A 26909-nucleotide genomic window follows, 5' to 3' on the forward strand; every position below is an offset into this window, starting at 1 on the left:
GGGTGGCCTTGGTGCGTCGGTGGGCCTCGCGTTCGGCGCGGGCGAGGCGTTCGGCCTCGATGGCGTCGGCGACCTCGGGGGCGACGGTCTCGAGGATCCGGCGTCCGAGGTGGGTGACCTCGGCGGGGGTGAACTCGGCGCAGTAGCCGACCAGGGCCTGCTCGGCGTCGGTCATGGTCTGCTCGTCGACGAGGTCGGGTGGCAGGGCGTCGAGGCAGTCGACCATGGCGCGGGCGTGGTCGAGGGAGATCCCGCCGTCGAGTGCAGCGGCGGCCAGCACGCCGCGGCGGGCGATGCGGGTGCCGAGGCGGGCCTCACCGCCGGTGCGGCGGGCGTTGAGGTGGAGGCGGTCGGCCAGCCAGTCCGCCGGGCTGCGGGCGCCGGTGGTCGCGGCGACGCCGTCGGCGCCCGCGGTGGCCGTCAGGGTCGCGAGCCGGAGGGCGGTGAGGCGTTGCTCGGCCTGGGTGATCCCGACGAGAAGCACGCCCTGGTCGGTGGGGTCGAGCCAGGCCGGGTCGGTGCCGGCGGCGATGGCTGCGGTCGCGGTGTCGAGGGCGGCGGTGATGGTCGTGACCGCGCTCAGCAGCGGGTGGGAGCCCGCCTCCCAGCCCGCCTCGCGCACCATCTCACTGACCACGATTCGAACATACGCTCGACCGCCGACAGTGAAGGCCGCGTCTGCTCCCGATCGGACGCCCCGCGCAACGGAACGTTGACGATGCGGGTCAACCGACCAGTAGGTCCACCGTCGTCAAGATCGCCGGATGCGCGAGCGCCAGCGACTGGAGTTCGACGCGATTGAACTATCTGAGGTCGTCGTGCTCCTCCGGTGCAACATTTACTGGCTCTGGCGTCCACTGCCGCACGGCGAAGGCGTGCACGGCAAGCCCAGGGTCGCGGACCTCGAAGGGGACGGACCGGACGTCGCTGACGACGACTCCCAGCTCCTCCAGGCACTCCCGTCGCACAGCCTCCTCCGGCAACTCGTCGCTCTCGACGTGGCCGCCGACGAAGTCCCAGCAGTCCGGATACCACCGTCGATTTGGGTGACGATGCACCAACAGCACGTGCCCATGGCGCACAAGGACCGCGACGGCGATCGCAGTGCGACCGTCCATCGCTACGAACCCAGCTCCTCGCCCACCGCGCCCGACCAGACGACGACCGCGCGGGCGCCGGGGTCGGGGGTGCCCTTGACCCGGTCGCCGAGGTACGACGAGCGGCCGACGCGGGCGCTCGACTGCGCGGTCTCCTCGGTGCCCCGCGCGGCCGCGTCGACGGCGTCGCGCCACGCGGAGGCGGGGGAGTCGCCGGCGTCGAGGTGCTGGGCGAAGGAGGTCGCCAGCGGCACCAGGGCGTCGAGCATCGTGCGGTCGCCGACGGAGGCGCCGCCGACCTCGCCGATGCCGTCCACGCCGGCCTGCAGCGCCGCCGCCCAGGCCTGGGCGTCGGTGGAGCCCGACTCCTCGAGCGACGCGGCGGCCCGCATGAGCAGGATCGAGTAGAGCGGGCCCGAGGTGCCGCCGATGGCGCGACGCAGCGTCGCCGAGGTGTCGCGCAGGGCGCCGACGGGGTCGGCGGCGTACCGGTCGATCTCGGAGAGGACGGCGGTCGCGCCGCGCTCCAGGCCGGTGCCGAGGTCGCCGTCACCGACCTCGCTGTCGAGGCGCGTCAGCTCCGGCTCGGCGGCCTTCAGCGACTCGCACGCGGCGACGAGCGCTCGGCGCACGGGGCTGTCCTCGGCGAGGTGCTCGCCGGTCGCGGGCTCCTCCTCGGCGGGTGCGGGGACGGCGCGCGCCTCGGCGACCATGCCCTGGTGCGGGGCCGGCCACGCGGCGGTCTCGGTGGGGTGGTCGAGCAGGCCCAGCAGCTCGTCGTCCACCGGCAGCACGGAGACCGAGACGCCCGGCATGTCGAGGGCGGTGAGGAACCGGCCGACCCACATGCGTTCCACGACCAGGCCGCGGTCGCGCAGGCGGGCGAGGGCACCGCGAGCGACGACGTCCAGCTCGCTCGGCGGGGTGGTGCCGAGGTCGTTGACGAGCAGGACGACGCGCTGGCCCTCCACCAGGTCGGCGTCGTCGGCCACGGCGTCCACCAGGCGGGCGGTCGTCTCGTCGGCGCTGACCAGCGGGCCCCTCTCCACCCCCGCCTCTCCGTGGATGCCGAGGCCCCACTCGACCTCGTCGTCCTCCAGGGTGAACCCGGGCTCGCCGACGGCCGGCACGGTGCACGCGCCGAGGGAGACCCCCATCGAGCGGACGTCGTCCGCCACCCGCTGCGCCACCGCGGTGACGGCGGCGAGGTCGTCGCCGCGATCGGCGGCTGCCCCGGCGGCCTTGTGGACCAGCACCGTCCCAGCGATGCCCCGGCGTCCGGCGTGGTCGCCGTCCGCGGCCAGGGCGACGTCGTCGCCGATGACGACCATGTCGACGGCCGTGCCCTCGGCGCGGGCGAGCTCGGCGGCGAGGCCGAAGTTGAGTCGGTCGCCGGTGTAGTTCTTCACGATCAGCAGGACGCCCGCCGACTGCTGCTGCTCGCCGGCGGCGATCGCGCGGACGGCGGCGAGCACGGCGTCGGTGGACGGCGAGGTGAACATGTCGCCGACGACCGCGCCGGTGAGCATGCCGGGTCCGACGTACCCGCCGTGCGCCGGCTCGTGCCCCGCGCCCCCGCCGGACACCAGCGCGACCTTCCCGAGCTCCGCGTGGTCGCGGCGCAGGACGACGGTCTGGCCGTCCAGCAGCACCAGGCCGGGCGCGCCGGCGACGAGTCCCTCGAGCATCTCGGGCACGACGTCCGCGACGTCGTTCAGCAGCTTCTTCATGCTGGTGACCCTAGGGTGGCGCCGGTCACGAGGTCACCTGCCAGGTCCGCAACCGGCCGCGGCGCATCTGCCGCGGGGCTGTGGTGGTCCTGACCCCCGCCCGTGCCTTGTGATCAAGCAGTAACTCCGCGTTACATGACCGGGCGGGCCCGGAGCCCTACCAGTGGACCCCGCGGAAGACCTGCGACAGCAGGGCGCGCTCGGAGTCGGTACGGCGGTCGCCGGACTCGACGTCGCCGCGGGCGGCGGCGGAGTCGGGGAAGACCTTGTACGCCTGGTAGAGCACGCGGAAGGTGATCTTCGGGGTCAGCGTGTGCGCCACCGCGCCGAGGTTGCCGAGGGCGGTGTTGATCTCGTGGGGCTTGCGGACGATCGCAGTGACGACGAGGTCCGCGGCCTGGGCGGGGGAGATGGCGGGGAAGCGGTCGTACAGCTTCGTCGGCGCGATCATCGGCGTCTTCACCAGCGGCATGTGGATCGAGGTGAAGGTGATGCCGTTGCCGAACAGCTCCGAGGCCACCACGGTGCTCCAGGCGTCGAGCGCGGCCTTCGACGCGACGTACGCCGAGAAGCGCGGCGGGTGGGTCTGGACGCCGATCGAGGAGATGTTCACGACGTGGCCCGAGCGCTGCGGGCGCATCGCCGGCAGCAGCCCCATGACGAGGCGGATGGCGCCGAAGTAGTTGAGCTGCATGGTCCGCTCGAAGTCGTGGAAGCGGTCCTCGGACAGCTTCAGCGACCGGCGGATGGAGCGGCCGGCATTGTTGACGACCACGTCCACCGACGGCAGCTCGGCGACGAGCTGCTCGCACAACCGGTCGATCGCGTCGAGGTCGGACAGGTCGCACGGCGCGACCACGGCGTCGCCGCCGCGGTCGATGATGTCGGCGCGGAGGTCGTCGAGCTTGTCCTTGCTCCGGGCGACGAGCACGGGGATGCCGCCGAGGCGGGCGACCCGCCAGGCGGTCGCCTTGCCGATGCCGGACGACGCGCCCGTGATGACGACGTACTTGCCCTCCAGCTCGGCGCGCGCGGCGCGGTCGCGGGGGACGCTCGGGTCGAGCTGCTCCTCCCAGAACGCCCACAGCTCCGCGGCGTACGACGACACCGCGGGCACCTCGATGCCCGAGCCGGTGAGCGCCTCGCGGGTGCGGGCGGAGTCGAAGACCGACGGGAACGTCGAGTGGGCGAGGACGTCGGCCGGGATGCCGGTGCGTCCCACGGTCTGCTCGAGCAGTGCCTGCACGGGCCGGGAGCCGAGCACGGAGGGCAGCCAGGAGCCGGGCCGCAGCGCACGCGGCACCGAGAGCGCCCGCAGCAGCCCACGATCGACCGGCGTGGCGAACTCGGGCGCCCCGGCGGCGTTGCAGAACGCGTTGACGAGGTCGACGACCGGCACCGGCTCGGGGTCGACGAGGTGGAAGGCCTCGCCGTCACGGTCGGGCAGGTGCATGAGGTGGTCCATCGCGGCGGCCACGTAGTCGACGGGCACCACGTTCGTGTCGCCGAGGTCCACCCCGACCAGCGGCACCCAGCCGGGGAGGCTGTCGCGCAGCCGCTTGAGCAGGCCGAAGAAGTAGTAGGGCCCGTCGACCTTGTCGATGACGCCCGTCTCCGAGTGACCGAGCACGATCGCGGGCCGGTAGACCCGCCACGCCACGTCGTCCTGGTCGCGCACGAGCTTCTCCGCCTCGAACTTCGTGCGGTGGTACGGCGAGGTCAGTGCCTGCCCGGTGTCGAACATCGTCTCGTCGAAGCGGCCCCGGTGGTCGCCGGCGACGGCGACGGAGCTGACGTGGTGGAAGCAGCCGACCTCGAGGTCGGCGGCCAGGTCGAGCGCGTTCGCCGTGCCGCCCACGTTCGCGGCGTCGTTCGCCTCGTCGTCGGCAGCCATGTCGTAGACGGCCGCGACGTGGACGAGGTGGTCGATCGCGCCGCGGTGCTCGGCGATCCACTCCTCGGCGACACCGAGGCGTGGCTGCGTCAGGTCGCCGACGACGATCTTGACGCGGGAGGACTCCCACCGGGCGATCCGGCGCTCCATCCGTTCCACGGAGGACGCGCGCGTCAGCACGTGGACGTCGCCGCTGCGGTTCTCCAGCAGCTGGTTGACGAGATGACGACCGATGAACCCCGTTGCCCCCGTGACCAGATACGTCATGGGGGGAGGCTAGTGGCGGTTGCTACCCGTGGGTAGCCACTCGTGCCCCCGGTGGGCGCGGTCCCGGATCGACCCCGGGGCGGGTGGGTACGACGGAGGGGTAGCGCGCCATCCCCTCCGGCAGCCGTCCCGAGACGTCCGTGGTGCGCGACGCCCTCTCGGAAATGGGGTCGGCCGATGCCGACGAGCAACGACCAGGACGCCCGGCTGCTGACGTGGCTCGCCCAGCAGCTCCACGACGGGCAGGACGTCGACGACACCGTCGCGCGGATGTTGTCGCAGGCGCGGACGGTGGCGCCCGGCGCCCACCACGTCGGTGTGACGGTCCGGGCGCGGCGGGGAACCTACCGGTCCATCGGGTCGACGAGCCCGCTCGCGCGGCACCTCGACGACCTGCAGCACGAGTCGGGCGAGGGTCCGTGCGTCGACGCGGCCTCGCCCGGGGGTGACGACTGGTCGCGCAGCAGCCACCTCGGCGACGACCGGCGCTGGCCGCGGTGGGCGGCCCAGGCCGAGGCCGTCGGAGTCCGGTCGGTGCTGTGCGCGCAGCTCCTCGACCGGGGCGAGCCCTTCGGCGCGATCACCCTCTACTCCGAGGACAGCGGCCGTTTCGGCGAGGACGACGCCGTCGGCCTCGCCCTGCTGTGGATCGCCCAGGCGGCCATCGCGCTGTCCACGGCCCGCAGGACCGAGGGGCTGCAGCGGGCGATCGATGCCCGCCACACCATCGGTGTCGCGCAGGGCATCCTCATGCAGCGGCTGGACCTCGACGAGGAGGCGGCCTTCGAGCACCTGCTCCAGCTGGCGTCGACCCGCGAGGAGGGCATCGGTGTGCTCGCGGCCAAGGTCGTCCGCACGGGCGACGTGCCTCGGCACTGACCCCCGGTCGGGGTGATCCCGCGCCACCGTTTTCTTCAGCGGGACGGGACCGGCCCGCGATCCCGAGGGGGGGTGAGGGACCAGCGGGCTGCTGGTGCGGTACCGCGAGGGCCGGTGCCGCACACGGGGGACCCGCTACTCCTTGCGTCCACCGAACATGATCTCGTCCCAGCTCGGCACCGACGCACGACCGCGCTTGCGGCCTCGGCGTCGGCGGGAGTCGTCGGGCTCCTCCTCCGCCGGTCCGGCCTGGGTGTCGGTCGCGGGCCTCTGGCGGGCCTCCCCGCTCGGGTCCGCGCCGTCGGTCGACTCGGACGCCCTGACCTGCTCGAGCGCCTCCGCGGTGGCGGCGGAACCGGCGTCGGCGGGGCCCGACGGCCGGTCGGACGAGGGCTCGGACGGGGGCTCGGCCACCAGACGCAGGGCGTCGCCGCCGAGGGGCAGCTCGTCGCCGAGCGGGAGCTCGTCGTCCGCGACCGCGACCAGGCGCGGCGCGGTGGTGACCGCGTCGTCCTCCCAGTCGTCGACCGCCGAGGGGTCGACGGGTGCGGCCACCGGCGCCGGGTCGTCGCCGACGAGCCAGCGGGCGTCGTCGTCGTCGAGGAGCACGAAGTTGCCCGGCGGGTCGAAGGTGAAGCGGGCGAGGCCGGTGCGCTCCGGCGTCGCGTACGACGCGGTGAGGACCCAGCGTCCGTCCTCGCGCTTGCGGGAGTCCCACTCCACGGCGCCGGGGTCGGCGTCCAGCCCGCGGAGCCGGGCGGCGACCGCGTCACCGAGCGTGCGGTGCGCGGCGCCCTCGCCGCCGGAGCGTCGTACGGACGAGCGCTGGGCTCGCTGGGCCATGTGGGCACGCTCGGCGAGCACGGGGCGGGCGTAGACCAGCACCTTCTCGAGGGTCGAGCCCGCGGCCTCCGCGACCTCCTCGGCGGTGGCGCCGGCGCGGATGCGCGCCTGGATGTCGCGGGGGCGGAGCGGTACGGGGGCGTCCATGGTGGCCTTCCCTGCAGGGGGTGTCGCCGGCGTGGCCCCGGCCGATCGGTCGTCGTCGCGGGACGGCTGTGACTGGTGCCCCACCGCGGCGCGGAGCCCGTCGTCGACGGGCAGGAGGAAGCGTCGTCCCTCCTCGTCGAGCAGGACGAGGTGGACGCCGTCGTCGGCACTGTCGGTGCCGTCGAGCGTCAGCCGCTCACCGTCGCCCGTCATGGTCCGCTCGTCCCTGCTCCCCGGCGCCGACCCGGGTGGGCACGGCGCCCCGTTGCTCCGTCCGACCGAGCCTACGACAGCCCGCCCCGCCGGGGTGGGACGCCGGACGCCTAATGTCTCGGGGGTGTCGTGGACCGACTACCCCGTGGTGCTGGTCGTGCTCGACCTGCTGGGGATCTTCGTCTTCGCGCTGGCCGGGGCGCTGGTCGGCGTGCGACGCGACCTCGACGTGTTCGGCGTGCTCGTGCTGGCGGGGACGACGGGTCTCGGCGGCGGGTTCCTGCGCGACGTCCTCATCGACGCCACCCCGCCGGCCGCGCTCACCGACTGGCGCTACCTCCTGGTGCCCGTCCTGGCCGGGCTGCTGACCTTCGTGGCGCACCCGGCCGTCGGCCGCTTCGAGCGGCCCATCGGCGTGCTCGACGCCTTCGGGCTGTCCCTGTTCTGCGTCGCGGGGGCGCTGAAGGCGGCCGAGTACGGCCTGGGCCCGGTGCCCGCCGCCCTCATGGGGATGGTCACCGCCGTCGGCGGCGGCATGGTGCGCGACGTGCTGGTGGGCCAGACGCCGCAGGTGTTCGCGGACGCCACCCTCTACGCCACCCCGGCCCTCGGCGGAGCCGCGGTCGCGGTCGTGGGCCTCGGGCTGGGGGCGCCGGCCATCGTCGTGGCCCCGGTCGGCGCGCTGGTGTGCCTGACCTGGCGCCTGCTGGCGATGTGGCGCCAGTGGACGGCGCCGCGCCCGCGGGGGCCGGCGAGCGTCTGAACCGCGTGGGGGCTCAGACCCCCAGGACCCGCCGGAGGTAGGCGTTCGTGAACAGGCGCTCGGGGTCGAGCCGCTCGCGCACGGCGAGGAACTCGTCGAACAGCGGGTACGCCGGGGCGAGGTCCGCGGCCTGACGTCGGTGCACCTTGCCCCAGTGGGGGCGGCCGTCGAGGTCCATCAGCGCCGCCTCGACCGCGGCGAAGTAGGGCTCGTGCACCGCCGAGTGGTGCACGTGGACCGCGACGTAGCAGGTGTCGCGGTCGTGTGCCGGGGACAGCGGCACGTCCTCGGCGACGGCGGTGCGGACCTCCACCGGGAAGCCGACACGGTGGGCGTCGGCGATCCGGCGCACGGCGGCCAGCGCGTCGGCCGCGGCGGCCAGCGGGACGGCGTACTCCATCTCGCGGAAGCGGACCCGCCGGGTGCCGGAGAACACCTCGTGCGACGGCTCGGTGTACGACGTGCCGCCGGCGAGCCGGCCGACGACGCGGTTCACCGGCGACGTCAGGGCGGGCACGCGGGCGGTGAGGGCGGTGGCCACGCCGAGGGCGCCGTTGGCGACGAGCTCGTCGTCCACCCACCGGGCGACGCGTCCACGCGAGCGGCTCGGCGCGGGGGCGCCGTCGGCCACCCGGTCGTTGATCCGCAGCAGGCAGCGGTCGGTGCCGGGGAACCAGTAGGCGTCCACGTGGTCGTGGGCGCCGATGCGGTCGTGCAGCCCCCCGACCAGCTCGTCCCAGCCGACGACGCGCTCGGTGGCGGCCAGGCGGTAGGCGGGCTCGACCGCGAACCGCAACGAGGTCAGGACGCCCAGCGCGCCCAGGCCGAGGCGCGCGTGGGAGAAGGTCTCGGCGTCCTCGGTCGGCGAGAGGGTGAGGTGCTCGCCGGTGCCGGTCACCATCCGCAGGCCGACCAGCTGGGCGGCGAGCCCGGCGACCCGGCCGGCGGTGCCGTGGGTGCCGGTGGACACCGCACCGGCGACGGTCTGCACGTCGATGTCGCCGAGGTTGCCGAGCGCCAGACCGAGCCGGGCGAGCTCGCGGGTGAGGTGGTGCAGCGGCGTGCCGGCCAGGACCTCGACGGTGCCGGCGTCGCGGTCGACGTCCGTGATGCCGACGAGGCGGTCGGGGCGCACGAGGGTGTGCTCCGGCGCGGCGATCGCGCTGAAGCTGTGGCCGCTGCCGACCATCTTGACCGGCCGCCCGTCCGCGCGTGCCCGCTCGACGAGCGCCACCACCGCGGCAGGGGTGCGGGGGTGCTCGACGACGCGCGGGACCGCGGTCTCGAGCCGCGACCAGTTCTGCCAGCGGTTCACGCGGTCACCGTAGAGGCCTTCGCGGGCGCCCGCACGAGTGCGGTGCCGACAATGCCGACCACGCCCGAGGCGGCGCACACCCCGAAGGCCAGGGAGGCGCCGTACGCGTCGACGGCCAGGCCACCGAGGGCCGCACCGGGGGCGAGACCGGCAGAGATCCCGGTCGACAGGATGGCGATGCCCTCGGTGAGCCGGGACGACGGCACGACGGCCTCGGCCAACGACATCGCGGAGATCAGGGTGGGGGAGATGGCGAACCCGCCGAGCAGCAGGACGACGGCCATCAGCCACACCGGCCCGACGACCGTCAGCGGCAGCATCGCCGCGGTCAGGACGCCCATGCCCCAGCGCAGCCGGTGCTCCGGCCCGCGTCGCCACGTCACCGCCCCGACGACCACGCCGGCGAGCAGGCTCCCGGCGGCGAAGGCGGCGAGCAGCGGGCCGGCGGCCGCGGGGACGCCGGCCTCCTCGGCGTACGCCACCGTGATGACCTCGACCGAGCCGAACAACCCGCCGAGGCTGAGGCACACCACGGTCAGGGGGACGACGGCGTCCCAGGGCATCGGCGCGGCGACGGTGTCCTCGGGCGCGCGGCGCCCGCGGGGCGTCGGGGGCGGCTGGGTGCCGCGCTGGGCCGCCAGCGCGAGGGTGCCGGCGACGCCGCTGACGACGGCCACCGCCAGCCCGGCGACCGGGTCGACGGTCGTGGCGAGGAGCGTGACGACGACCGGGCCGAGGATGAAGACGACCTCGTCGGCGACCGCCTCGAGGGCGAACGCGGTCTGGACCTTCTCGGAGTCCTGCAGGACGTGCGACCAGCGCGCCCGCACGCACGCCCCGACCTGCGGCAGCCCGCAGCCGGCGACGACCGCGAGCACGTGGGTGGCCCACAGCGGCAGCCCGGCCTCGACCGACCACGCGGTGGCGGTCAGGCCGACCCCGAACAGCAGGATCGCCGGCGGCAGCGCCCGGGCCTGCCCGTAGGTGTCGGAGAGCCGCCCGTGGACGATCGTGGCGACCGCCTGCGCGAGCACGTACGCCGCCGCGACGGACCCCGCGCTGCCGTACGAGCCGGTGCGCGCCGAGACCAGCAGCACCAGCCCCAGGCTGACCATCGAGATGGGCAGCCGCGCCACGAGCCCCGTGGCGCTGAACGCCGCCGCCCCGGGCACCACGAGCACCCGGCGGTACGTCTCCAGCACCCCCCGAGCCTAGGAGGCGGGCACGCCGCCAGCGCCATCGGCGGGGCCGGGACAGCGGCACCGACCCGGTGAGGGGCCCCGGGTCCGGTGCGGCGGTCTCGACGCGCTCGCTCGCCGGGGCTCGCTCCCCGCTCGACCACCTGCACCGAGAGGTGGTCGAGCAGCACGCGAGCCCTCGGCGAGCCTGCGGCGTCGAGACCTGACCGGCGGTCTCGACGTGGTCGCTCGCCAGCGCTCCCTGCTCGACCACCGGGAGCCGCTGGCGCGGCCCGGCTGCGCGACCGGCCGGACCGACTCAGGGCACCACGTAGTCCGAGTCGCGGGCGTCGGTGATCGCCATGTGGCCCGGGGCGTGCGTGATCGCGTACGCCGGGCGCGAGGCCGCGATGGCGGCCTGCGGGGTGACCCCGCACGCCCAGAAGACCGGGACCTCCCCGGGGCGGACATCGACCGCCTCGCCGTAGTCGGGGGCGTCGAGGTCGGCGATGCCGATCGCCGAGGGGTCGCCGACGTGCACCGGCGCCCCGTGGACCGCGGGGTAGCGGGAGGTGACGCGGACGGCGTCCGCGACCTGGCTCGCGGGCACGGGCCGCATCGAGACCACCAGCGGCCCGTGCAGGGTGCCGGCGGGGCGGGTGTCGATGCTGGTGCGGTACATGGGCACGTTGCGCCCCTGCTCGACGTGCCGCACGGGCACGCCCGCCCGGGCGAGGGCGTCCTCGAAGGTGAAGGAGCAGCCGATGAGGAAGGTCACCAGGTCGTCGCGCCAGTACGACGTGGCGTCCTCGACCTCGGCGACGAGCTCGCCGTCGGCGTACACCCGGTACGCCGGCAGGTCGGTGCGGACGTCGCCCGTGAGGATCGACAACGACGTCGCGCCCGCGTCGCCGACGTCGAGCACGGGGCACGGCTTCGGGTTGCGCTGGGAGTACAGCAGCAGGTCGTAGGCCCACAGCGCCGGGACGGCGACGAGGTTGGCCTGCGTCCAGCCTTCGCACCAGCCGGACGTCGGGACGCGCAGGCCGTCGCGGAACAGGGTGCGGGCCTGCGCGGGCGTGAGGCTGCGGGGGTCGGTCGGGGGCAGCGGGGTGGTCGTGGCGGTGCTCATGGCAAGCGGGGTCCCTTCACGGTGCGGAACCGGACCTGCTGGCCCGGGACGGCCTGGGCGGCCAGCGGCAGGTCCTCGGTCACCACGCAGGCGATCACGGGGTAGCCGCCGGTGACCGGGTGGTCGGCGAGGAAGAGCACGGGCAGGCCGTTGGCGGCGACCTGGACGGCGCCGGCGACGGTGCCCTCGCTGGGCAGCTCGGCCTCGGCGTACGCCGGGGCGCGCTCGAGCGGCGGCCCGTCGAGCCGGACGCCGACCCGGTTGCTGCGCGCGTCGACCGACCACGGCCTCCCGAGTGTCGCGAGCGCCTCGGCGGTGAACCAGTCGTCGCGGGGGCCGAGCACGACGCGCAGCACCACGGTGCCGTCGAGGGGGGTCGGCAGCGGCGCCTGGTCGAGCGCCGGCGGCGGGTCGGCGGGCGCCGGTCCGACGTCGAGCACGTCCCCCGCCCCGAGCGCGGCGCCGAGCCCGGCGAGGAGGTCGGTGCTGGCCGACCCGAGCGGCCGGGCGACGTCCAGGCCGCCGCGCACGGCGACCCAGCTGCGCAGGCCGTGCGCGGGGGCGTCGAGGGTGACCTCGGCCCCGTCGGGCACGGCCACGGCCGCCCCCGCCCCGTGGGTGCGGCGACCGTCCGCGGTGGCCACGGTGACGCAGACGGGCGCGCCGGTCACGGCGAGCAGGACGTCCCCGCGCGCACGCAGGACGAGGCCCCCGAACGTGACCTCCAGGCCCGCGGCGTCCTCGGGGTTGCCCACGAGCCGATTGGCGAGCCGCAGCGCCCCGGGGTCCAGCGCGCCGGACTCCGCGACGCCGAGACCGGCGAGCCCGGGCCGGCCGAGGTCCTCGACGACGGCCTGGGCGCCGGTGGCGACCACCTCGAGCGCGCTCACGCCCCCACCTCCACGAAGCGCACCCGCGCGCCCGGGGTCAGCAGGGCGGGAGGGTCGCGGTCGACGTCCCACGTGGGCGTCGCCGTGGAGCCGATCAGCTGCCAGCCGCCGGGGGAGGACCGCGGGTAGACCCCGGAGAACTCCCCGGCCAGCCCGACCGCCCCGGCGGGGACGGCCGTGCGGGACTCGGGGCGGCGGGGGACCTCGAGCGGGTGCGGCTCGTCGTCGGCCCCGTCGTGACCGGCGTCGTGACCGGCGTCCCGACCGGTGTCCGGCACCAGGTAGCCGAAACCGGGGGCGAACCCGGTGAACGCGACCCGCCAGCGGGTGGCGGTGTGGCGGCGCACCACCTCCTCGACGTCGCAGCCGAGGTGGGTGGCGACGTCGCCGAGGTCCTCGCCGTCGTAGACCACCTCGACGGTCACCTCCTCGCCGGAGGTCGGTGGGGCGTCGGGGAGCTCCAGCGCGGTGACCGTGTCGACCGCCCGCTCCAGGTCGGCGCCGGTCGCGCAACGCAGCAGGAGGGTCCTGGCGGCGGGGACGACGTCGACCACGCCCGGCAGGCCGCCGTCCTCGCGGGCGGCGGCGACGGCGGCGTGCAGCCGCAGCACCGTGTCGAGGTCCTCGACCTCGGCGAGCGCGGCGGCGTCACCGCACGGGCGCCACCTCACGCCTCGGGCCCCACGAACGCCCGGACCTCGACGCCCGCGCCGGTCAGCCTCTCCCGCACCGCGCGGGCCATGCCGACCGCGCCGGGGGAGTCGCCGTGCACGCAGACCGAGTCGGCCTCGACGGCGACCTCGCTGCCGTCGACGGCCGTCACGACGCCTTCGGTGACGAGCCGCAGCACGCGGTCGGCCACCTCGTCGGCGTCCGCGAGCACGGCGCCGGGCTCGCGGCGCGACACCAGGGTGCCCTCGGGCGTGTACGCGCGGTCGGCGAACGCCTCGGCGTGCGTGGCCAGCCCCGCCTCCCCGGCGAGGCGCAGCCACTCCGAGCCCGGCAGGCCGAGCACGGGCAGCGCGTGGCCGACGGCGTCGGCGTACGTCGTGACCGCCTCCACGACCGCCGCCGCCTGCGCGGTGTGGGTGACGATCGTGTTGTAGAGCGCGCCGTGCGGCTTGACGTACCGGACGCGGTCCCCGGCGGCGCGGGCCAGGCCGTCCAGGGCGCCGAGCTGGTAGAGGACGTCGGCGACGAGGTCGTCGTGGGCGACGTCGATGAAGCGGCGGCCGAAGCCGGGCAGGTCGCGGTAGCCGACCTGGGCGCCGACCACCACGCCGTTGGCGACCGACCAGGCGCACGACTGCCGGATGGTCGTCGGGTCCCCGGCGTGGAAGCCGCAGGCGACGTTGGCGCTGGTGACGATCCCGAGCATGGCCTCGTCGTCCCCGAGCCGCCAGGTGCCGAAGCTCTCGCCCAGGTCGCTGTTGAGGTCGACGGCCGGCGAGGTGGCGGCCCCCATCAGATGCCCTCGAGCAGCGCCATGACGGCGGGGACGCCGACGCCGAAGGTCGCCAGCCACGCCAGGACGCCGATCGCGAGGAGCCACTTCGGGTAGACGTAGCCGTGCAGCACCTCGCTGCGGCGCCAGGCGACCCACAGCAGCAGGCCGAGACCGACGGGGAGGATGAAGGCGTTGAAGGCGCCGGCGAAGACCAGCAGCGTCACCGGCTGGGTGCCGAGGGCGACGAAGATCGCGGTGGAGGCGACGATGAAGCCGACGACCACCCAGCGCTCGTAGTCGGTGACCCACTGGCCCATGACCTTGAGGAAGGACGTCGAGGTGTAGGACGCCCCGATGACCGAGGTGATGGCGGCGATCCAGATGACGGTGCCGAACACGATCCGGCCGACGTCGCCGAGCGCGGCGGTGAAGGCGGAGGCGACGGGGTTGGCCTCGTCGATCTCCGCGCCGGCGGTGACGACGCCGAGGACGGCGAGGAACAGCAGGACGCGCATCAGGGCGGTGATCGCGATGCCGAGGACGGAGGCGCGGGTGATCTCGCCGACCGCCTCGGCGCCGCGGACGCCGTTGTCGACCATGCGGTGCGCCCCGGCGTACACGATGTAACCCCCGACGGTGCCGCCGATGAGGGTGGCGACGGCGAGCCAGCTGATCGTCTCCGGGGCCACCGTCTGGACGAGGGCGTCGCCGACGGGCGGGGACGTCGTGAGCGCGACGTACGCGGTGAGGACCAGCATCACGACGCCGAGGACGACGACGATGCGGTCCATCGCCACGCCGGCGCGGCGGACCAGGAAGACGACGATCGCGAACGCCGCGGAGACGACGGCGCCGATGCGGACGTCGAGCCCGAACAGGGCCGCCAGGCCCAGCGTGCAGCCGGCGATGTTGCCGATGTTGAAGATCAGGCCGCCGAAGACGTCGAGGCCCGACAGCACGTAGCCCGACCCGGGGACCGCCGTGTTGGCGAGGTCCTGGGCCCGGCGGCCGGAGACGCCGATGATCCGCCAGATGTTCAGCTGGATCGCGATGTCGACCAGCACCGAGGCGAGGATCGCGAACGCGAACGCCGCCCCGAGCTGGATGGTGAACGTCGTGGTCTGGGTCAGGAAGCCGGGCCCGATGGCCGAGGTGGCCATGAGGAACATGGCGCCGACGAAGCCCTTGCGGCCCGCCACCTTCAGCGCCTTGGACTCGGGGGAGGCGGGCGGCGGGGTCGTCGCCGCGGGCTGCTCGTGTGTCATGGCTCACGAACGTAGGGATTGTTCAACAACCCCGTCAAGGGATTGTTCAACGATTTAACGGGGCCGTTACGCCTCGACCGCCGCGCACAGCTCCTCGCGGGCGTCCGCGAGGTAGGCGCGGAGCTCCGTCTCGGCGGCCTCCACCTCACCGCGCCGCAGCATGGCGACCATGCCGGCGTTGCGCTCCAGGTACGGCGCGTGGAGGTCGCGGCCCGACGCCACCTGCGCGAAGGCGAGCCGCTGCTCGGCCAGGACGGAGAGGAACATCTCGTCGAAGCGCGGGCTGCCCAGCGCGGTCACCAGCAGCTGGTGGAAGCGCAGGTCGGCGGTCGACACCGCGGCCCAGTCCCCGGCCGCCGCGGCCCGCTGGGCGGCCTCGACCACGGCGCCGAGCTCGTCGGGGTCCACCGAGCCCAGGCCGGCGGGCTCGAGGGCGAGGCGCACGCGATAGATGTCACGGACGTCGTCCGCGGTCAGGGTCCGCACCGTCACGCCCTTGTGGGCCTCGTGGACGACGAGCCGGTCACGGGCCAGCAGCCGGAAGGCCTCCCGCACCGTGTTGCGCGACGCCCCGTGCGCCGTCGCGAGCGCCGCCTCGCGCAACGGCTGCCCGCTGCCCAGCTCGCCGGTCAGGATGCGTTCGCGCAGGTCACGCGCCACCTGCTCGGCGAGACCCGAGGCCGGGGCACCGGGGGAGGCGTCGGAGGGGGGCATGGCCAGATCCTGCCCGGCGGGGCCCGGGAGCGCGGTGTCGGGGCCGCGTCGCCCTGCCTACGATTGAGGACGATGACCACCTCGCCCCCGGAGTCCGCGCCCGTCCCCGACCCCTCGCCGTACGACGCCGTGCTCCTGGTGTCCTTCGGCGGCCCCGAGAAGCCCGAGGACGTCGTCCCGTTCCTCGAGAACGTGACGCGGGGGCGCAACATCCCCCGCGAGCGGCTCGTGGAGGTGGGGGAGCACTACTTCCAGTTCGGCGGCCGCTCGCCGATCAACGACCAGAACCGGGCGTTCCTCGAGCGGCTGCGCGCCGACCTAACCGGCGCGGGCGTCGACCTGCCCGTCTACTGGGGCAACCGCAACTGGGACCCCTACCTGACCGACACGCTGCGGGAGATGACCGCCGACGGCGTGACCCGCGCGGCCTGCTTCGTCACCTCGGCGTACTCGTCGTACTCGGGGTGCCGGCAGTACCGCGAGAACCTCGCCGCGGCGCGCGACTCGGTGCCGCCGGAGGTGGGCACCCCGCCGAAGCTCGACCGGTTCCGCGTGTACTTCGACCACCCGGGGTTCCTCGAGCCCAACGTGGACGCCGTCCTCGCCGCGCTGGCGCAGCTGCCCGAGGACGTCCGCGACGACGCCCGCCTGGTGTTCGTCACCCACTCGATCCCCACGTCGATGAACGAGGCCTCCGGCCCGCCGGCGCTCGGCGGCGGCGCGTACGTCGCGCAGCACACCAGCGTCATGCACGCGATCGTGGCCGAGGTGGCGCAGCAGACCGGGCGCACCCACGGCGCCGACCTCGTCTACTGCTCGCGCTCCGGCCCGCCGCAGGTCCCGTGGCTGGAGCCCGACGTCAACGACCACCTGGCCGCGCTGAAGGAGTCCGGGACGACGGCCGTCGTCATCGCCCCCATCGGCTTCGTCTCCGACCACATGGAGGTCGTCTACGACCTCGACACCGAGGCCCTCGAGACGGCCCGCGAGCTCGGCCTGCCCGCCGTCCGGGCGGGGACCGCCGGCACCGACGCCCGGTTCGTCGCCACCGTGCGCGACCTCCTGCTCGAGCGCGCCGCGGTCGAGCGCGGCGAGGACGTCGCCCGCGCCACCACCGGCGAGCTCGGCCCGGCCTGGGACCGCTGCGCCGTGGACTGCTGCGCCAACGCCCGCCAGGCGCTGCCCGTCGCCGGCGGGGTCGAGGAGGCATGAGCCCGCCGTCGGCGCCGTCGGCGCCGTCCGGGCCGTCGGGCGCGTCACCGGAGGCGCTGCGTGACCTCGCGCTCGCGGTGGCGCGGGAGGGGGCGGCCCTGGTGCGCGAGCGTCGCAGCGGCGCCGTCGAGGTCGCCGCGACGAAGACGAGCGACATCGACGTGGTCACCGAGGCCGACCGGGCCTGCGAGGCCCTCGTCCGCGAGCGGATCCTCGCGGCGCGCCCGGAGGACGGGTTCCTCGGGGAGGAGAGCGCGGACGACGAGCACGCCGTCCCCGCCGACGGTGTCCGCTGGATCGTCGACCCCATCGACGGGACCGTGAACTTCCTCTACGACCTGGACGGCTACTCCGTCTGCGTGGCCGCGGAAGTCACTGTCGACGGCACGAGCGAGGTCGTCGCCGGTGTCGTCGTCGACCCCGCCACCGGTACCGAGTACGAGGCCGTCCTCGGTGGCGGCGCGCGGCGCGACGGCGTCCCGCTCGCGGTCCGTGGCCCGGCGCCGCTGGCGGAGCGGCTGCTGTGCACCGGGTTCAGCTACGACCGGCGGATCCGGGTGCTCCAGGCCGAGGCCTGGGTCCGGCTGCTGCCGCACGTCCGGGACATCCGGCGGCGCGGCTCGGCGGCCCTCGACCTCTGCCTCGTGGCCGAGGGGCGGGCCGACGGGTACGTCGAGGAGGGCGTCCACCTCTGGGACCACGCGGCGGCCGGGCTCGTCGCCCGCGAGGCCGGCGCGAGCACGCGGGTCCTGCCCGGTGTGGGAGGTCTGGACCTCCTGGTGTGTGCCCCCTCACACGGCTTCGAGGAGCTGCTGGACGCGGTCGAGTGGGCCGGTTTCACCGGGGGTACTGCGGCGGAATAGGAGGGACCCCCACGCGGTTGCTCCGACTCGCCGGACACCGATGTGCCGCCCCCGCCCGGGATGGTGCACCATGACTGGCCGGCACCACCACGGACGAGGTCCAGCCACGGCCCGTCCGCCCCCCAAGCCCCACCCTGCACACGGGAGTTGCACACCGACGATGGCCACCGATTACGACGCACCACGCAAGACAGAGGAAGACCAGAGCGAGGAGAGCATCGAGGAGCTCAAGGCTCGCCGCCACGACAAGAACTCGGGCAAGGTCGACGAGGACGAGACCGAGGCCGCCGAGTCGTTCGAGCTCCCCGGCGCCGACCTGTCCCACGAGGAGCTGGCCGTCGAGGTCAAGCCCCGCCAGGACGACGAGTTCACCTGCATGAGCTGCTTCCTGGTCCACCACCGCAGCCAGCTGTTCGACGAGAAGAAGCTCATCTGCCGCGACTGCGCCTGAGCGCGCGCCGGGCGCGACGAGCGCGCCCGGCCGAACCAGCACGCCCACGTCAGAGCCGCCCCGGAGAGACCTCCGAGGCGGCTTCGTCGTTCCCGGGGTCGCGGCCCGGTCGGGCTCAGGTGGTGGGGGCCGGGGCCTTGTCGGCGCGCTGGTCGTCGGCCCGCAGCTCCGGCGGCAGGTGGCCGGTGCTCCTGAGGTAGTAGCCGGCGGCACGGCGCGCGGCGAACATGCGGGCGAGCTGGACGGCGGCCCCGCTGGCGGTGGCCCACAGCACGGCCTCCCACAGCTCGACGTCCGGGTCGGCCGGGTTCGCCGGCGGGTTCTTGCCGGTGGCGGCTCGCCACCCGGTGTTCAGCGTCTTCTTCGCCACCGACGCGGCGGCGAGCGCGGAGACGAGCGAGAAGGCGGACCAGACCTTCGACGAGTCCTTGGCCATGCTGTCCTCCTGCTCGAAGCTGCGCGACGGGGGTGTTCGACCTCACCCTAGCGACGGGTCAGGCGCGCTCGTGCCGGTCCCCGGCGAGGGCGGCCGCGAGGTCGTCCGGGTGCCGGGTCCCCAGCAACCAGTACGGCGTCGGATCGGCCGGGTCGGTGATCTCGACCCGCACCGCCCGATGGAGGTAGGGGCGCAGCAGCAGGTGCGCGCGGGCGTCGGCCTCCACGCCGGCGGCGCGACGGGCTGCCTCGCGGTCCAGGGCGACGGCCCGGCCGACGTGCTCGAGCTCGATGCGGGCCCGGCCGGCCTGCAGGTGCCCGTCGGTGACCGTGATCGAGGCCGAGCCGTAGGTGAGGAAGGCCGCCGCCACGAGTCCCATCACCAGTGCGGTGATCCCCCAGGCGGCGACGCCGGGCAGCGCCACGACGAGCGCGAGCCAGAACGACGCGACCATCATCGTGGCCTGGACCCACCAGCGAAGCGGGACGGTGAGCCGCTCGTGGTGGGTGGGCGGAGCGTCCTGCACGCCCCCCAGCCTCCCACTGTCGCGGTCGGCGGCGGTGCCCGGGGCGTAGGTTCGCCCCCGTGCCCGGACCCGAGATCTTCCTGCAGCGCCTCGACCCCGGCCTCCCGCCCCCGTCGTACGCGCACCCCGGCGACGCCGGCGCCGACCTGCGGACCACCGTCGACGTCGAGCTCGCACCCGGGGAGCGCCGCCTGGTCCCCACCGGTATCGCCATCGCGCTCCCGGAGGGCTACGTCGCGCTGGTGCACCCGCGCTCGGGCCTGGCCGTGCGCCACGGGCTCTCCATCGTCAACACGCCGGGCACGGTGGACGCCGGCTACCGCGGGGAGGTCAGCGTGCTCCTGGTGAACACCGACGCCGCCGAGACCGTCGCCCTGCGGCGCGGCGACCGGATCGCCCAGCTCGTCGTCCAGCGCGTCGAGCGGGCGGTGTTCGTCGAGGCCGACGTCCTTCCCGACTCGCCCCGGGGGACCGGGGGTTACGGTTCTACCGGTGGCTTCGGCCCCCCAGCCGAGCCCGATCCCACCGACCCGAGGAGCAGCGCACCGTGAGGTTCCGCCGCAAGGACAGCAGCGCGACCACGGACGAGAAGGCCGCCACCGGGACCACCGAGGCGGGCACCGACGACTCCGCCGCCGGCCCGTTCGACGTCAGCGAGGTCGACCTCAAGGGCACCGAGCGTGTCGACCTCGGCTCGCTCCTGATCGCCCCCTGGCACGGCCGCGAGGTGCGGGTGCAGGTCGACGAGAAGACGCAGGCGGTCCGCTCCGTGCTCGTCGCCGCCCCCGACGGGGCGATGGAGCTCCGGGCGTTCGCCGCCCCCCGCAACGGCGACCTGTGGTCCGAGGTGCGTCCCCAGATCGCCGAGGACCTGACCCGCCGGGGCGGGACGGCCTCGGAGCGGGAGGGCCGCTTCGGCACCGAGCTCGTCTGCCGCATGCCGGTGAAGCGCTCGGACGGCACCGCCGCCGAGCAGCCGTCGCGGGTGATCGGCTACAACGGCGCGCGCTGGCTGCTGCGCGCCACCCTGCTGGGCAAGCCCGCCGTCGACGCGGAGGAGGCGAAGGACTGGGAGGACGCCTTCGCCACCGTGGTGGTCCGGCGCGGCACCCACGCCATGCCTGTCGGCGACCCGCTGCCGATCGTGCTCCCCGACAGCGCCCGCAGGCTGGGCTAGGGCCGTGGCTGGACGAGGACTCCCCGGGCTGCGACGCCAGAAGCAGGGCCCGACACCGGCGGCCGTCGAGCAGGGCCCGCCGCGCGCGCCCGGGTCGGGGCCCGCGCCGGTCAAGGCGTGTCCCGTCGGCAGCGCGCCCGACCGGGTCCGGGTGCGGCTGGAGGGACACCTGCGCACCGTGACGCTGCGCCCGCGGGGCGGCGTCCCCGCCCTCGAGGCGGAGCTCAGCGACGGCACCGGGACGATCGTGGTCGTCTGGCTCGGCCGACGCCACATCGCGGGCATCAGCGCCGGGCGACAGCTCGCCGTCGAGGGCCGGATCGGCCGCAACGAGAAGGCGCGGGTCATCTACAACCCCCGCTACGAGCTCCTGTCGTGAGCGAGGCCGCGACCACCCGGACGGTCGAGCAGGTCGTCCGCGGCCAGCTCTCGACCGCCCTCGGCGGCGTCCGCGGCATGCTCGAGGCGGCCGTGCCCACGCTGGTCTTCACCGCGACCTGGCTGACGGCCCGGGACCTGCGCCTGGCGCTGATCTGCAGCGTGGGCGCCGCGCTCGTGCTGCTCGTCGTCCGTCTCGCCCAGCGCTCCTCGGTGCAGTTCGTCCTCAACGCGTTGTTCGGCATCGGCATCGGGGCGCTCTTCGTGACCCTGTCGGCGCGCTCGGGCGGCACCGAGGACGAGCAGGCGCTCGCCTACTTCCTGCCCGGCCTGATCTACAACGCCGGGTACGCCGTCCTCATGTCGCTGTCGTGCATCACCCGCTGGCCCGTCGTCGGCTTCATGGTCGGCAGCGTCACCGGCGACCCCACCGCGTGGCGCTCCGACCCCCAGGTCGTGAGGCTCTGCACGCGGCTGACCTGGCTGCTGGTGCTGCCGTGCGTCGTCCGGGTGGTCTCGCAGGGGCCCCTGTGGCTCGGTGCGAACGGCGACGTCCTGCCCGCGGAGCCGGTCATCGCCGCGCTCGGCGTGATGAAGGTCGTCCTCGGCTGGCCGCTCCAGGTCGGTGCCCTGGCGGCCATGGCCTGGGTCCTCGGCCGCAACGCCACCCCCGTCACCCCCGAGTCGGCCCGAACTACCGACTGAGGGACGCCGAGTCGGCCGGAGCTATCGGCTGGGGGACGCCGAGTCGGCCGGAGCTATCGGCTGGGGGACGCCGAGTCGGCCCGAACGCGCGGCTGGGGGACGCCGAGTCGGCCTGAACTCGCGGCTGGGGGACGCCGAGTCGGCCCGAACGCGCGGCTGGGGGACGCCGAGTCGGCCCGAACTCGCGGCTGGGGGATGCTGAGTCGGCCTGAACTCGCGGCTGGGGGACGCCGAGTCGGCCTGAACTCGCGGCTGAGGGATGCCGAGTCGGCCCGAACTCCTGACTGGGGGACGCCGAGTCGGCCCGAGCGCAGGCAAGCCCTCGAGCCGTCAAGGGACTCCGCGTCTCCTGGCTACCGGTGCCCGAGCGCCGTGCGGCGTCGGAAGCCGACGCGGCCGCTGGGCAGGTCCCAGTGGGTGAACACGACGTCGTGCTCCGGCACGCGCAGACTGAGCCTCTCGTCGACCTCCTGGATGAGTCGGGGGACAGGTGCACGTCGACGCAGAGGAGTCGGCGGCCCGCCGCCGCCTCGCGCACCCTCGCGACGGCTCGCCCCGGATGGCCGCGACCACGACTGAACGGGCCTCCGGATCCCCACGGGGTCCAGGACATGGCGTGCGTTCGGGCCGACTCGGTGTCTGTACGGCGTGCGTTCGGGCCGACTCGGTGTCTGTACGGCGTGCGTTCGGGCCGACTCGCGTCTACTGGGGGTGGCGGGACGGCGCGAGCAGACGCTCGAGGTCGGCCTCGACGTCGGCGGAGGCCACGAACAGCAGCTCGTCGCCGCCCTCGATGGGCTGCTCGCCGTCCGGGGTGTAGACCTGCCCGTCGCGCAGGATCGTCACCAGCGCGCAGTTCTCGGGGAAGGGGATCAGGCCCGTCGGCGTGCCGACGTACGGCGAGTCGTCCGGCAGCGTCAGCTCGACCAGGTTGGCGTTGCCCTGGCGGAACGTGAAGAGGCGGACGATGTCGCCGATGGCGACGGCCTCCTCGACCAGCGCCGACATGATGCGCGGGGTCGAGACGTTGACGTCGACGCCCCAGGCCTCGGTGAAGAGCCACTCGTTGTCGGGGTGGTTGACCCGGCCGACGGTGCGGGGCACCCCGAACTCGGTCTTGGCGAGCAGCGAGACGACCAAGTTGGCCTTGTCGTCGCCGGTGGCGGCGATGACCACGTCGCAGGCGTCGAGGCGGGCCTCCTCGAGCGACGACAGCTCACAGCAGTCCGCGAGCAGCCACTCGGCGTCCGGCACGCGCTCGGGCTTGATGGACACGGGTGCCTTGTCGATGAGCAGGACCTGGTGGCCGTTCTCGATCAGCTCGGCGGCCACGGAGCGTCCGACGGCGCCGGCTCCGGCGATGGCGACTCGCATCGGGGTCCTCAGTCCTTCTCGGGTCCGCGCTCGAAGACGCGGTGGGCGTGGCCGGCGTGCTCCTCGCGGATGACGACGTGGAGCATGTCGCCCTCCTGGATGACGGACTCGCGGGTCGGCAGGACGCCTTCGCCGAGGCGGTCGATCCAGGCGATCCGGGCGCCGGACTGCTCCTGCAGCTGCCCGGCACGGCTGCCCACCCAGGAGATCGGCGCGACGAGGTGGTCGACGCGGATCGTGCCCGACGGGTCGCGGAAGTCCGGCTCGGTGCCCGCGGGCAGCAGCCGGCGCAGGACCTGGTCGGCCGTCCACTTGACCGTCGCCACCGTCGTGATGCCGAGCCGCTGGTAGACCTCGGCGCGGCCGGGGTCGTAGATCCGGGCGACGACCTGCTCGAGGCCGAACGTCTCGCGGGCGACGCGCGCCGCGATGATGTTCGAGTTGTCGCCGCTGGAGACGGCCGCGAAGGCGTCGGCGCGGGTGATGCCGGCCTTGGCGAGGACCTGCTGGTCGAACCCGACCCCGGTGACCTTGTCCCCGTTGAACCACGGGCCCAGGCGCCGGAAGGCGTCCGGGTCGGTGTCGATGACGGCCACCGTGTGGTCCCGGTCCTCGAGGCTGCGCGCCAGGGTCGACCCGACCCGCCCGCAACCCATGATCACGACGTGCACGGCACGCACGCTATCCCAGGCGGCGTCCGCCCACGGGCGAGTCCCCGCATGGCTTACCGTTGCCGATCGTGGGTCTCACCGACGCCTCGAAGCGGATCCTCCTCGGCCGCAAGCTGCGCAGCTCGCAGCTGGGGGAGACCCTGCTCCCCAAGCGCATCGCGCTCCCCGTGTTCGCCAGCGACGCGTTGTCGTCCGTGGCGTACGCACCCGACGAGATCTTCCTGATGCTCGCGATCGCCGGCGCCTCGGCGTACGTGTGGTCCTGGCAGATCGCGATCGCCGTCGCGGTCGTGATGACGGCGGTCATCGCGTCGTACCGGCAGACGGTCCACGCCTACCCCTCCGGCGGCGGCGACTACGAGGTCGCGACGGTGAACCTCGGCCCCACCGCGGGGACGACGGTCGCGAGCGCGCTGCTGGTCGACTACGTGCTGACCGTGGCCGTGTCCATCAGCTCCGGGGCCCAGTACGCCGCGTCGGCGCTGCCGTTCCTCGTGGGCCACGAGGCGACCTTCGCGGTCGTCATGGTGGTCCTGCTGGCCGCCGTGAACCTGCGGGGCGTCCGCGAGTCCGGCTCGGTGTTCGCCGTCCCGACCTACGCCTTCATGGTCGCGATCCTCGGCATGTGCGCGATCGGCGTCTTCCGGCTGCTCACCGGCACGCTGCCGCAGGCCGAGTCGGCGGACCTGATCATCGAGCCGAGGCCCGGCTTCGAGGAGCCGCTGACCGCGCTGGCGCTGGTCTTCCTGCTCGCCCGCGCCTTCTCCTCGGGGTGCGCGGCGCTGACCGGGGTCGAGGCCATCAGCAACGGCGTGCCCGCCTTCCGGCGTCCGAAGTCGGCCAACGCGGCGACCACGCTGCTCCTGCTGGGCATGATCGCGGTGACGATGATGATCTCGGTCATCGTGCTGGCCCGCGAGATGGGCGTGAAGTACGTCGAGCCGCACGAGCTGGAGCGGCTGCGCACCGCGACCGGCGAGATGCTGCCCGAGGGCTACGACCAGAGCACGCTGATCGCGCAGATCGCCCGGGGCATCTTCGACGGCTTCCCGCCCGGCTTTTACGTCGTCGTGTCGGTGACCGGCCTGATCCTGCTGCTGGCGGCCAACACGGCGTTCAACGGGTTCCCGGTGCTCGGCTCGATCCTCGCCCAGGACGGCTTCGCGCCCCGCGCGCTCGCCTCCCGCGGCGACCGCCTCGCCTACTCCAACGGCATCGTCTTCCTCGCCGTCATGTCGATCGTCCTGATCGTCGCCTTCGACGCCGAGGTCACCCGGCTCATCCAGCTCTACATCGTCGGTGTCTTCGTCTCGTTCAACCTCTCCCAGCTCGGGATGATCAAGCACTGGACGCGACACCTCGCCACCGAGAAGGACCCCGCGGTGCGCCGCCGGATGATGCGCTCGCGCACGATCAACACGATCGGCCTGTCGTTCACCGCGGTCGTGCTGGTCATCGTCGTCCTCACCAAGTTCACCGAGGGCGCCTGGATCACCATCCTCGCGATGGGCTTCTTCTTCTGGCTCATGCGCCGGATCCGCGGTCACTACGACGACGTCGCCCTCGAGCTCGCCGCCGACGAGTCCGACAAGGTCCTGCCGACGCGCGTGCACGCCATCGTGCTGGTCTCGAAGCTGCACAAGCCGACCCTGCGCGCCCTGGCGTTCGCGAAGGCGAGCCGGCCCAACGTCCTGGAGGCGGTGTACGTCGGCACCGACCAGGCGGCGACCAACACGCTGCTGAAGGAGTGGGAGGAGCGCGGCTTCGACGTCCCGCTCAAGGTGCTCTTCTCGCCGTACCGCGAGCTCGTCCGCCCCGTCGTCGAGTACGCGGTGGAGATCCGGAAGGGCAACCCGCGCGGCGTCGTGGCGGTCTACATCCCCGAGTACGTCGTGGGCCGGTGGTGGGAGCAGCTGCTGCACAACCAGACCGCGCTGCGCCTCAAGGGGCGGCTGTTGTTCGCGCCCGGCGTCATGGTCATCTCGGTGCCCTACCAGCTGCGCTCGTCGTCCATCGCGCTCGAGCGCGCCAAGCGGGACCAGGGCCGCGTCCGCGCCGGCGACGTGCGCCGCGGCCGCCTGATCGACCCCGAGAACCGGGGCCCCAGCCGACCCAGCAACACCCGGTGAGCCGCCCCCGCCGCACGACGCCCCGCCGCGGGGACCGACGGCCCCGGCAGCGCGCCGCCCGCGGTGCCTCCGTGGTCGGACGGCGCCACGAGGTCGAGGTCGGGCCGGTGGCCCACGGTGGGCACTGTGTCGCGCGGGTGACCGTGGCCGAGGGCGAGCCGGGTCGGGTGGTGTTCGTGCGCCACGCGCTGCCCGGCGAGCGCGTCGTCGTCGAGCTGACCGAGGGCACGGAGGGCGACCGCTTCTGGCGCGGGGACGCCGTCGAGGTGCTCGAGGCCTCCCCGGACCGTGTCGAGGCGCCCTGCCCGTACGCCGGTCCCGGTCTGTGCGGCGGCTGCGACCTGCAGCACGTGGCGCTGCCGGCCCAGCGCCGGCTCAAGGCCGACGTGGTGGCCGAGCAGCTCGAGCGGCTCGCCGGTCTCGACGTGGCGGTCGTGGTGGAGAAGGTGCCCGGCGAGCCCGACGCCCCGCCCGGCCTGCGCTGGCGGACACGACAGCGCTTCGTGCCCCTGCCCGGGGGACGGCGGGGGATGCGCAAGCACCGCTCCCACGAGGTCGTCGAGGTCGACGACTGCCTCATCACTGCCCGCGACGCGAGGGAGCCGGGCCCGGCCACCCAGGGCCTCAGCGTCGTCGAGACCGTCCGCGGTCGCGGGCTGGCCGTGGCGGCGGACGGGTTCTGGCAGGTGCACCCCGGGGCGCCCGAGGCGCTGCTGTCCGCCGTCCTCGAGGCCCTCGTGCCGCAGCCGGGGGAGACCGTGCTGGACCTGTACGCCGGCGTCGGCCTGTTCGCCGCCTTCCTCGCCGAGGAGGTCGGCCCGGTCGGGCGCGTGACCGCCGTCGAGGGGGACGCCACCGCGGCCGCCCTGGCCGCCGAGAACCTCCCCGGCGTCGACGTGCTGCCCGGTGACGTGGCCGCCGTCCTCGCGGGCCCGGACGCGCCGTCGCGCGTCGACCTCGTCGTCCTCGACCCGCCCCGCACCGGTGCGCGACGGGAGGTCTGCGAGGCCGTCGCCGCCCGCGCCCCCCGCGCGGTCGCGTACGTCGCGTGCGACCCCGCGGCGCTGGCCCGCGACGTCGCGACGCTCGCCGAGCTGGGCTACCGGCTCACGTCGCTGAGGGCGTTCGACCTGTTCCCCATGACCCACCACGTCGAGTGCGTGGCCCTGCTGACGAGGACCGGCTCTGACCTCCGGTGAGGCGACTGGTCGTC

Annotated in this window: 28 protein-coding genes; 11 read left to right on the plus strand and 17 right to left on the minus strand. The window is 74.4% G+C overall.

The features are described from left to right. From MJ876_RS08850 to MJ876_RS08865, 4 genes are all read right to left on the minus strand, one after another. A partial coding sequence (locus MJ876_RS08850; RefSeq protein WP_308192581.1) for a DUF222 domain-containing protein occupies nt 1–637 on the minus strand: 637 nt, incomplete at its 3' end. A 166-nt stretch (nt 638–803) separates the two neighbouring features. Beyond that, a complete protein-coding gene (locus MJ876_RS08855; protein WP_240235910.1) occupies nt 804–1118 on the minus strand; it encodes an NUDIX hydrolase in 315 nt (104 codons plus the stop codon). A gap of 2 nt (nt 1119–1120) precedes the next feature. Beyond that, complete coding sequence (locus tag MJ876_RS08860; protein ID WP_240235911.1) at nt 1121–2827, minus strand: dihydroxyacetone kinase family protein; 1707 nt, start codon at nt 2825–2827, stop codon at nt 1121–1123. A gap of 157 nt (nt 2828–2984) precedes the next feature. Then, nucleotides 2985–4988: an SDR family oxidoreductase gene (locus MJ876_RS08865; RefSeq protein ID WP_240235912.1), complete on the minus strand. Its 2004-nt coding sequence runs from the start codon at nt 4986–4988 to the stop codon at nt 2985–2987. 177 nt (nt 4989–5165) lie between these two features. Between MJ876_RS08865 and MJ876_RS08870 the strand changes: the two genes are divergently transcribed. Next, nucleotides 5166–5867 carry a GAF and ANTAR domain-containing protein gene (locus MJ876_RS08870; protein ID WP_240235913.1) on the plus strand — a complete coding sequence of 234 codons (702 nt, stop codon included), beginning with the start codon at nt 5166–5168 and terminating at the stop codon, nt 5865–5867. Nucleotides 5868–6002: 135 nt separating this feature from the next. On the opposite strand, the gene sepH is transcribed toward MJ876_RS08870, so the two are convergent. Further along, entirely contained in the window at nt 6003–7070 is a 1068-nt protein-coding gene (sepH, locus tag MJ876_RS08875) for a septation protein SepH (protein ID WP_240235914.1), read from the minus strand. A gap of 124 nt (nt 7071–7194) precedes the next feature. Between sepH and MJ876_RS08880 the strand changes: the two genes are divergently transcribed. Beyond that, on the plus strand, nt 7195–7833 hold the full coding sequence (locus tag MJ876_RS08880; protein ID WP_240235915.1) for a trimeric intracellular cation channel family protein: 639 nt from the start codon (nt 7195–7197) through the stop codon (nt 7831–7833). Nucleotides 7834–7846: 13 nt separating this feature from the next. Here the strand turns inward: MJ876_RS08880 and MJ876_RS08885 are convergent, their stop codons facing one another. The 8 genes from MJ876_RS08885 to MJ876_RS08920 all read right to left on the minus strand — a co-directional run bounded on the left by MJ876_RS08885 (nt 7847) and on the right by MJ876_RS08920 (nt 15774). Then, nucleotides 7847–9148, minus strand: a complete 1302-nt coding sequence (locus tag MJ876_RS08885) for a D-arabinono-1,4-lactone oxidase (RefSeq protein WP_240235916.1) — start codon at nt 9146–9148, stop codon at nt 7847–7849. Next, entirely contained in the window at nt 9145–10350 is a 1206-nt protein-coding gene (locus MJ876_RS08890) for an MFS transporter (protein WP_240235917.1), read from the minus strand. The genes MJ876_RS08885 and MJ876_RS08890 overlap by 4 nt, the downstream gene beginning before the upstream one ends. Before the next feature lie 295 nt (nt 10351–10645). After that, nucleotides 10646–11458: a putative hydro-lyase gene (locus tag MJ876_RS08895; RefSeq protein ID WP_240235918.1), complete on the minus strand. Its 813-nt coding sequence runs from the start codon at nt 11456–11458 to the stop codon at nt 10646–10648. After that, entirely contained in the window at nt 11455–12348 is an 894-nt protein-coding gene (locus tag MJ876_RS08900; RefSeq protein ID WP_240235919.1) for a biotin-dependent carboxyltransferase family protein, read from the minus strand. Before MJ876_RS08900 ends, MJ876_RS08895 begins: the two co-directional genes overlap by 4 nt. Continuing rightward, complete coding sequence (locus tag MJ876_RS08905; protein ID WP_240235920.1) at nt 12345–13019, minus strand: allophanate hydrolase subunit 1; 675 nt, start codon at nt 13017–13019, stop codon at nt 12345–12347. Before MJ876_RS08905 ends, MJ876_RS08900 begins: the two co-directional genes overlap by 4 nt. Continuing rightward, complete coding sequence (locus tag MJ876_RS08910) at nt 13016–13813, minus strand: LamB/YcsF family protein (protein WP_240235921.1); 798 nt, start codon at nt 13811–13813, stop codon at nt 13016–13018. Before MJ876_RS08910 ends, MJ876_RS08905 begins: the two co-directional genes overlap by 4 nt. After that, entirely contained in the window at nt 13813–15060 is a 1248-nt protein-coding gene (locus MJ876_RS08915) for an NRAMP family divalent metal transporter (RefSeq protein WP_240235922.1), read from the minus strand. The genes MJ876_RS08910 and MJ876_RS08915 overlap by 1 nt, the downstream gene beginning before the upstream one ends. A 66-nt stretch (nt 15061–15126) precedes the next feature. Beyond that, the gene (locus MJ876_RS08920) at nt 15127–15774 is read right to left on the minus strand and encodes a GntR family transcriptional regulator (protein WP_240235923.1); all 648 of its coding nucleotides are present in this window, start codon (nt 15772–15774) and stop codon (nt 15127–15129) included. 72 nt (nt 15775–15846) lie between these two features. On the opposite strand from MJ876_RS08920, the gene MJ876_RS08925 reads away from it, so the two are divergent. The 3 genes from MJ876_RS08925 (at nt 15847) to MJ876_RS08935 (ending at nt 18300) form a co-directional block, all read left to right on the plus strand. Beyond that, complete coding sequence (locus MJ876_RS08925) at nt 15847–16986, plus strand: ferrochelatase (RefSeq protein WP_240235924.1); 1140 nt, start codon at nt 15847–15849, stop codon at nt 16984–16986. Next, complete coding sequence (locus MJ876_RS08930; protein ID WP_240235925.1) at nt 16983–17849, plus strand: inositol monophosphatase family protein; 867 nt, start codon at nt 16983–16985, stop codon at nt 17847–17849. Before MJ876_RS08925 ends, MJ876_RS08930 begins: the two co-directional genes overlap by 4 nt. 160 nt (nt 17850–18009) lie before the next feature. Beyond that, a complete protein-coding gene (locus MJ876_RS08935) occupies nt 18010–18300 on the plus strand; it encodes a DUF4193 domain-containing protein (protein WP_240235926.1) in 291 nt (96 codons plus the stop codon). Between the two features lie 115 nt (nt 18301–18415). Here MJ876_RS08935 and MJ876_RS08940 read toward each other — a convergent pair whose 3' ends face one another. Then, nucleotides 18416–18736 (minus strand): DUF4235 domain-containing protein, encoded by a 321-nt coding sequence (locus MJ876_RS08940; protein WP_240235927.1) that lies wholly within the window; start codon nt 18734–18736, stop codon nt 18416–18418. 58 nt (nt 18737–18794) lie between these two features. Further along, a complete protein-coding gene (locus MJ876_RS08945) occupies nt 18795–19262 on the minus strand; it encodes a DUF3093 domain-containing protein (protein ID WP_240235928.1) in 468 nt (155 codons plus the stop codon). A 59-nt stretch (nt 19263–19321) separates the two neighbouring features. Between MJ876_RS08945 and dut the strand changes: the two genes are divergently transcribed. From dut to MJ876_RS08965, 4 genes are read left to right on the plus strand one after another with little or no spacing between them, the layout of a single operon-like run. Then, nucleotides 19322–19813 (plus strand): dUTP diphosphatase, encoded by a 492-nt coding sequence (gene dut / locus MJ876_RS08950; protein ID WP_240235929.1) that lies wholly within the window; start codon nt 19322–19324, stop codon nt 19811–19813. After that, a complete protein-coding gene (locus MJ876_RS08955) occupies nt 19810–20439 on the plus strand; it encodes a DUF3710 domain-containing protein (protein ID WP_240235930.1) in 630 nt (209 codons plus the stop codon). Before dut ends, MJ876_RS08955 begins: the two co-directional genes overlap by 4 nt. Nucleotides 20440–20443: 4 nt before the next feature. Beyond that, entirely contained in the window at nt 20444–20818 is a 375-nt protein-coding gene (locus MJ876_RS08960) for an OB-fold nucleic acid binding domain-containing protein (RefSeq protein ID WP_240235931.1), read from the plus strand. Further along, nucleotides 20815–21522, plus strand: a complete 708-nt coding sequence (locus MJ876_RS08965) for a DUF3159 domain-containing protein (RefSeq protein ID WP_240235932.1) — start codon at nt 20815–20817, stop codon at nt 21520–21522. The genes MJ876_RS08960 and MJ876_RS08965 overlap by 4 nt, the downstream gene beginning before the upstream one ends. Before the next feature lie 702 nt (nt 21523–22224). Here MJ876_RS08965 and MJ876_RS08970 read toward each other — a convergent pair. Both MJ876_RS08970 and MJ876_RS08975 read right to left on the minus strand, forming a co-directional pair. Then, on the minus strand, nt 22225–22896 hold the full coding sequence (locus MJ876_RS08970; protein ID WP_240235933.1) for a TrkA family potassium uptake protein: 672 nt from the start codon (nt 22894–22896) through the stop codon (nt 22225–22227). 8 nt (nt 22897–22904) lie between these two features. Then, on the minus strand, nt 22905–23552 hold the full coding sequence (locus MJ876_RS08975) for a TrkA family potassium uptake protein (protein WP_275694719.1): 648 nt from the start codon (nt 23550–23552) through the stop codon (nt 22905–22907). An 83-nt stretch (nt 23553–23635) separates the two neighbouring features. Here MJ876_RS08975 and MJ876_RS08980 point away from each other — a divergent pair, with 83 nt between their 5' ends. Beyond that, nucleotides 23636–25696: an APC family permease gene (locus MJ876_RS08980; RefSeq protein ID WP_240235935.1), complete on the plus strand. Its 2061-nt coding sequence runs from the start codon at nt 23636–23638 to the stop codon at nt 25694–25696. Then, nucleotides 25693–26895: a TRAM domain-containing protein gene (locus MJ876_RS08985; protein ID WP_308192582.1), complete on the plus strand. Its 1203-nt coding sequence runs from the start codon at nt 25693–25695 to the stop codon at nt 26893–26895. Before MJ876_RS08980 ends, MJ876_RS08985 begins: the two co-directional genes overlap by 4 nt. Nucleotides 26896–26909: the final 14 nt, after the last annotated feature.

The organism is Nocardioides sp. CFH 31398 (assembly GCF_022436705.1).
GTDB lineage: Bacteria > Actinomycetota > Actinomycetes > Propionibacteriales > Nocardioidaceae > Nocardioides.

Coding starts and splice junctions, on each gene's coding strand:
- MJ876_RS08855 (WP_240235910.1), bottom strand. CDS start 1,118: ATGGACGGTCGCACTGCGATCGCCGTCGCGGTCCTTGTGCGCCATGGG.
- MJ876_RS08860 (WP_240235911.1), bottom strand. CDS start 2,827: ATGAAGAAGCTGCTGAACGACGTCGCGGACGTCGTGCCCGAGATGCTC.
- MJ876_RS08865 (WP_240235912.1), bottom strand. CDS start 4,988: ATGACGTATCTGGTCACGGGGGCAACGGGGTTCATCGGTCGTCATCTC.
- MJ876_RS08870 (WP_240235913.1), top strand. CDS start 5,166: ATGCCGACGAGCAACGACCAGGACGCCCGGCTGCTGACGTGGCTCGCC.
- sepH (WP_240235914.1), bottom strand. CDS start 7,070: ATGACGGGCGACGGTGAGCGGCTGACGCTCGACGGCACCGACAGTGCC.
- MJ876_RS08895 (WP_240235918.1), bottom strand. CDS start 11,458: ATGAGCACCGCCACGACCACCCCGCTGCCCCCGACCGACCCCCGCAGC.
- MJ876_RS08910 (WP_240235921.1), bottom strand. CDS start 13,813: ATGGGGGCCGCCACCTCGCCGGCCGTCGACCTCAACAGCGACCTGGGC.
- MJ876_RS08915 (WP_240235922.1), bottom strand. CDS start 15,060: ATGACACACGAGCAGCCCGCGGCGACGACCCCGCCGCCCGCCTCCCCC.
- MJ876_RS08920 (WP_240235923.1), bottom strand. CDS start 15,774: ATGCCCCCCTCCGACGCCTCCCCCGGTGCCCCGGCCTCGGGTCTCGCC.
- MJ876_RS08925 (WP_240235924.1), top strand. CDS start 15,847: ATGACCACCTCGCCCCCGGAGTCCGCGCCCGTCCCCGACCCCTCGCCG.
- MJ876_RS08930 (WP_240235925.1), top strand. CDS start 16,983: ATGAGCCCGCCGTCGGCGCCGTCGGCGCCGTCCGGGCCGTCGGGCGCG.
- MJ876_RS08935 (WP_240235926.1), top strand. CDS start 18,010: ATGGCCACCGATTACGACGCACCACGCAAGACAGAGGAAGACCAGAGC.
- MJ876_RS08940 (WP_240235927.1), bottom strand. CDS start 18,736: ATGGCCAAGGACTCGTCGAAGGTCTGGTCCGCCTTCTCGCTCGTCTCC.
- MJ876_RS08970 (WP_240235933.1), bottom strand. CDS start 22,896: ATGCGAGTCGCCATCGCCGGAGCCGGCGCCGTCGGACGCTCCGTGGCC.
- MJ876_RS08975 (WP_275694719.1), bottom strand. CDS start 23,552: ATGGGTTGCGGGCGGGTCGGGTCGACCCTGGCGCGCAGCCTCGAGGAC.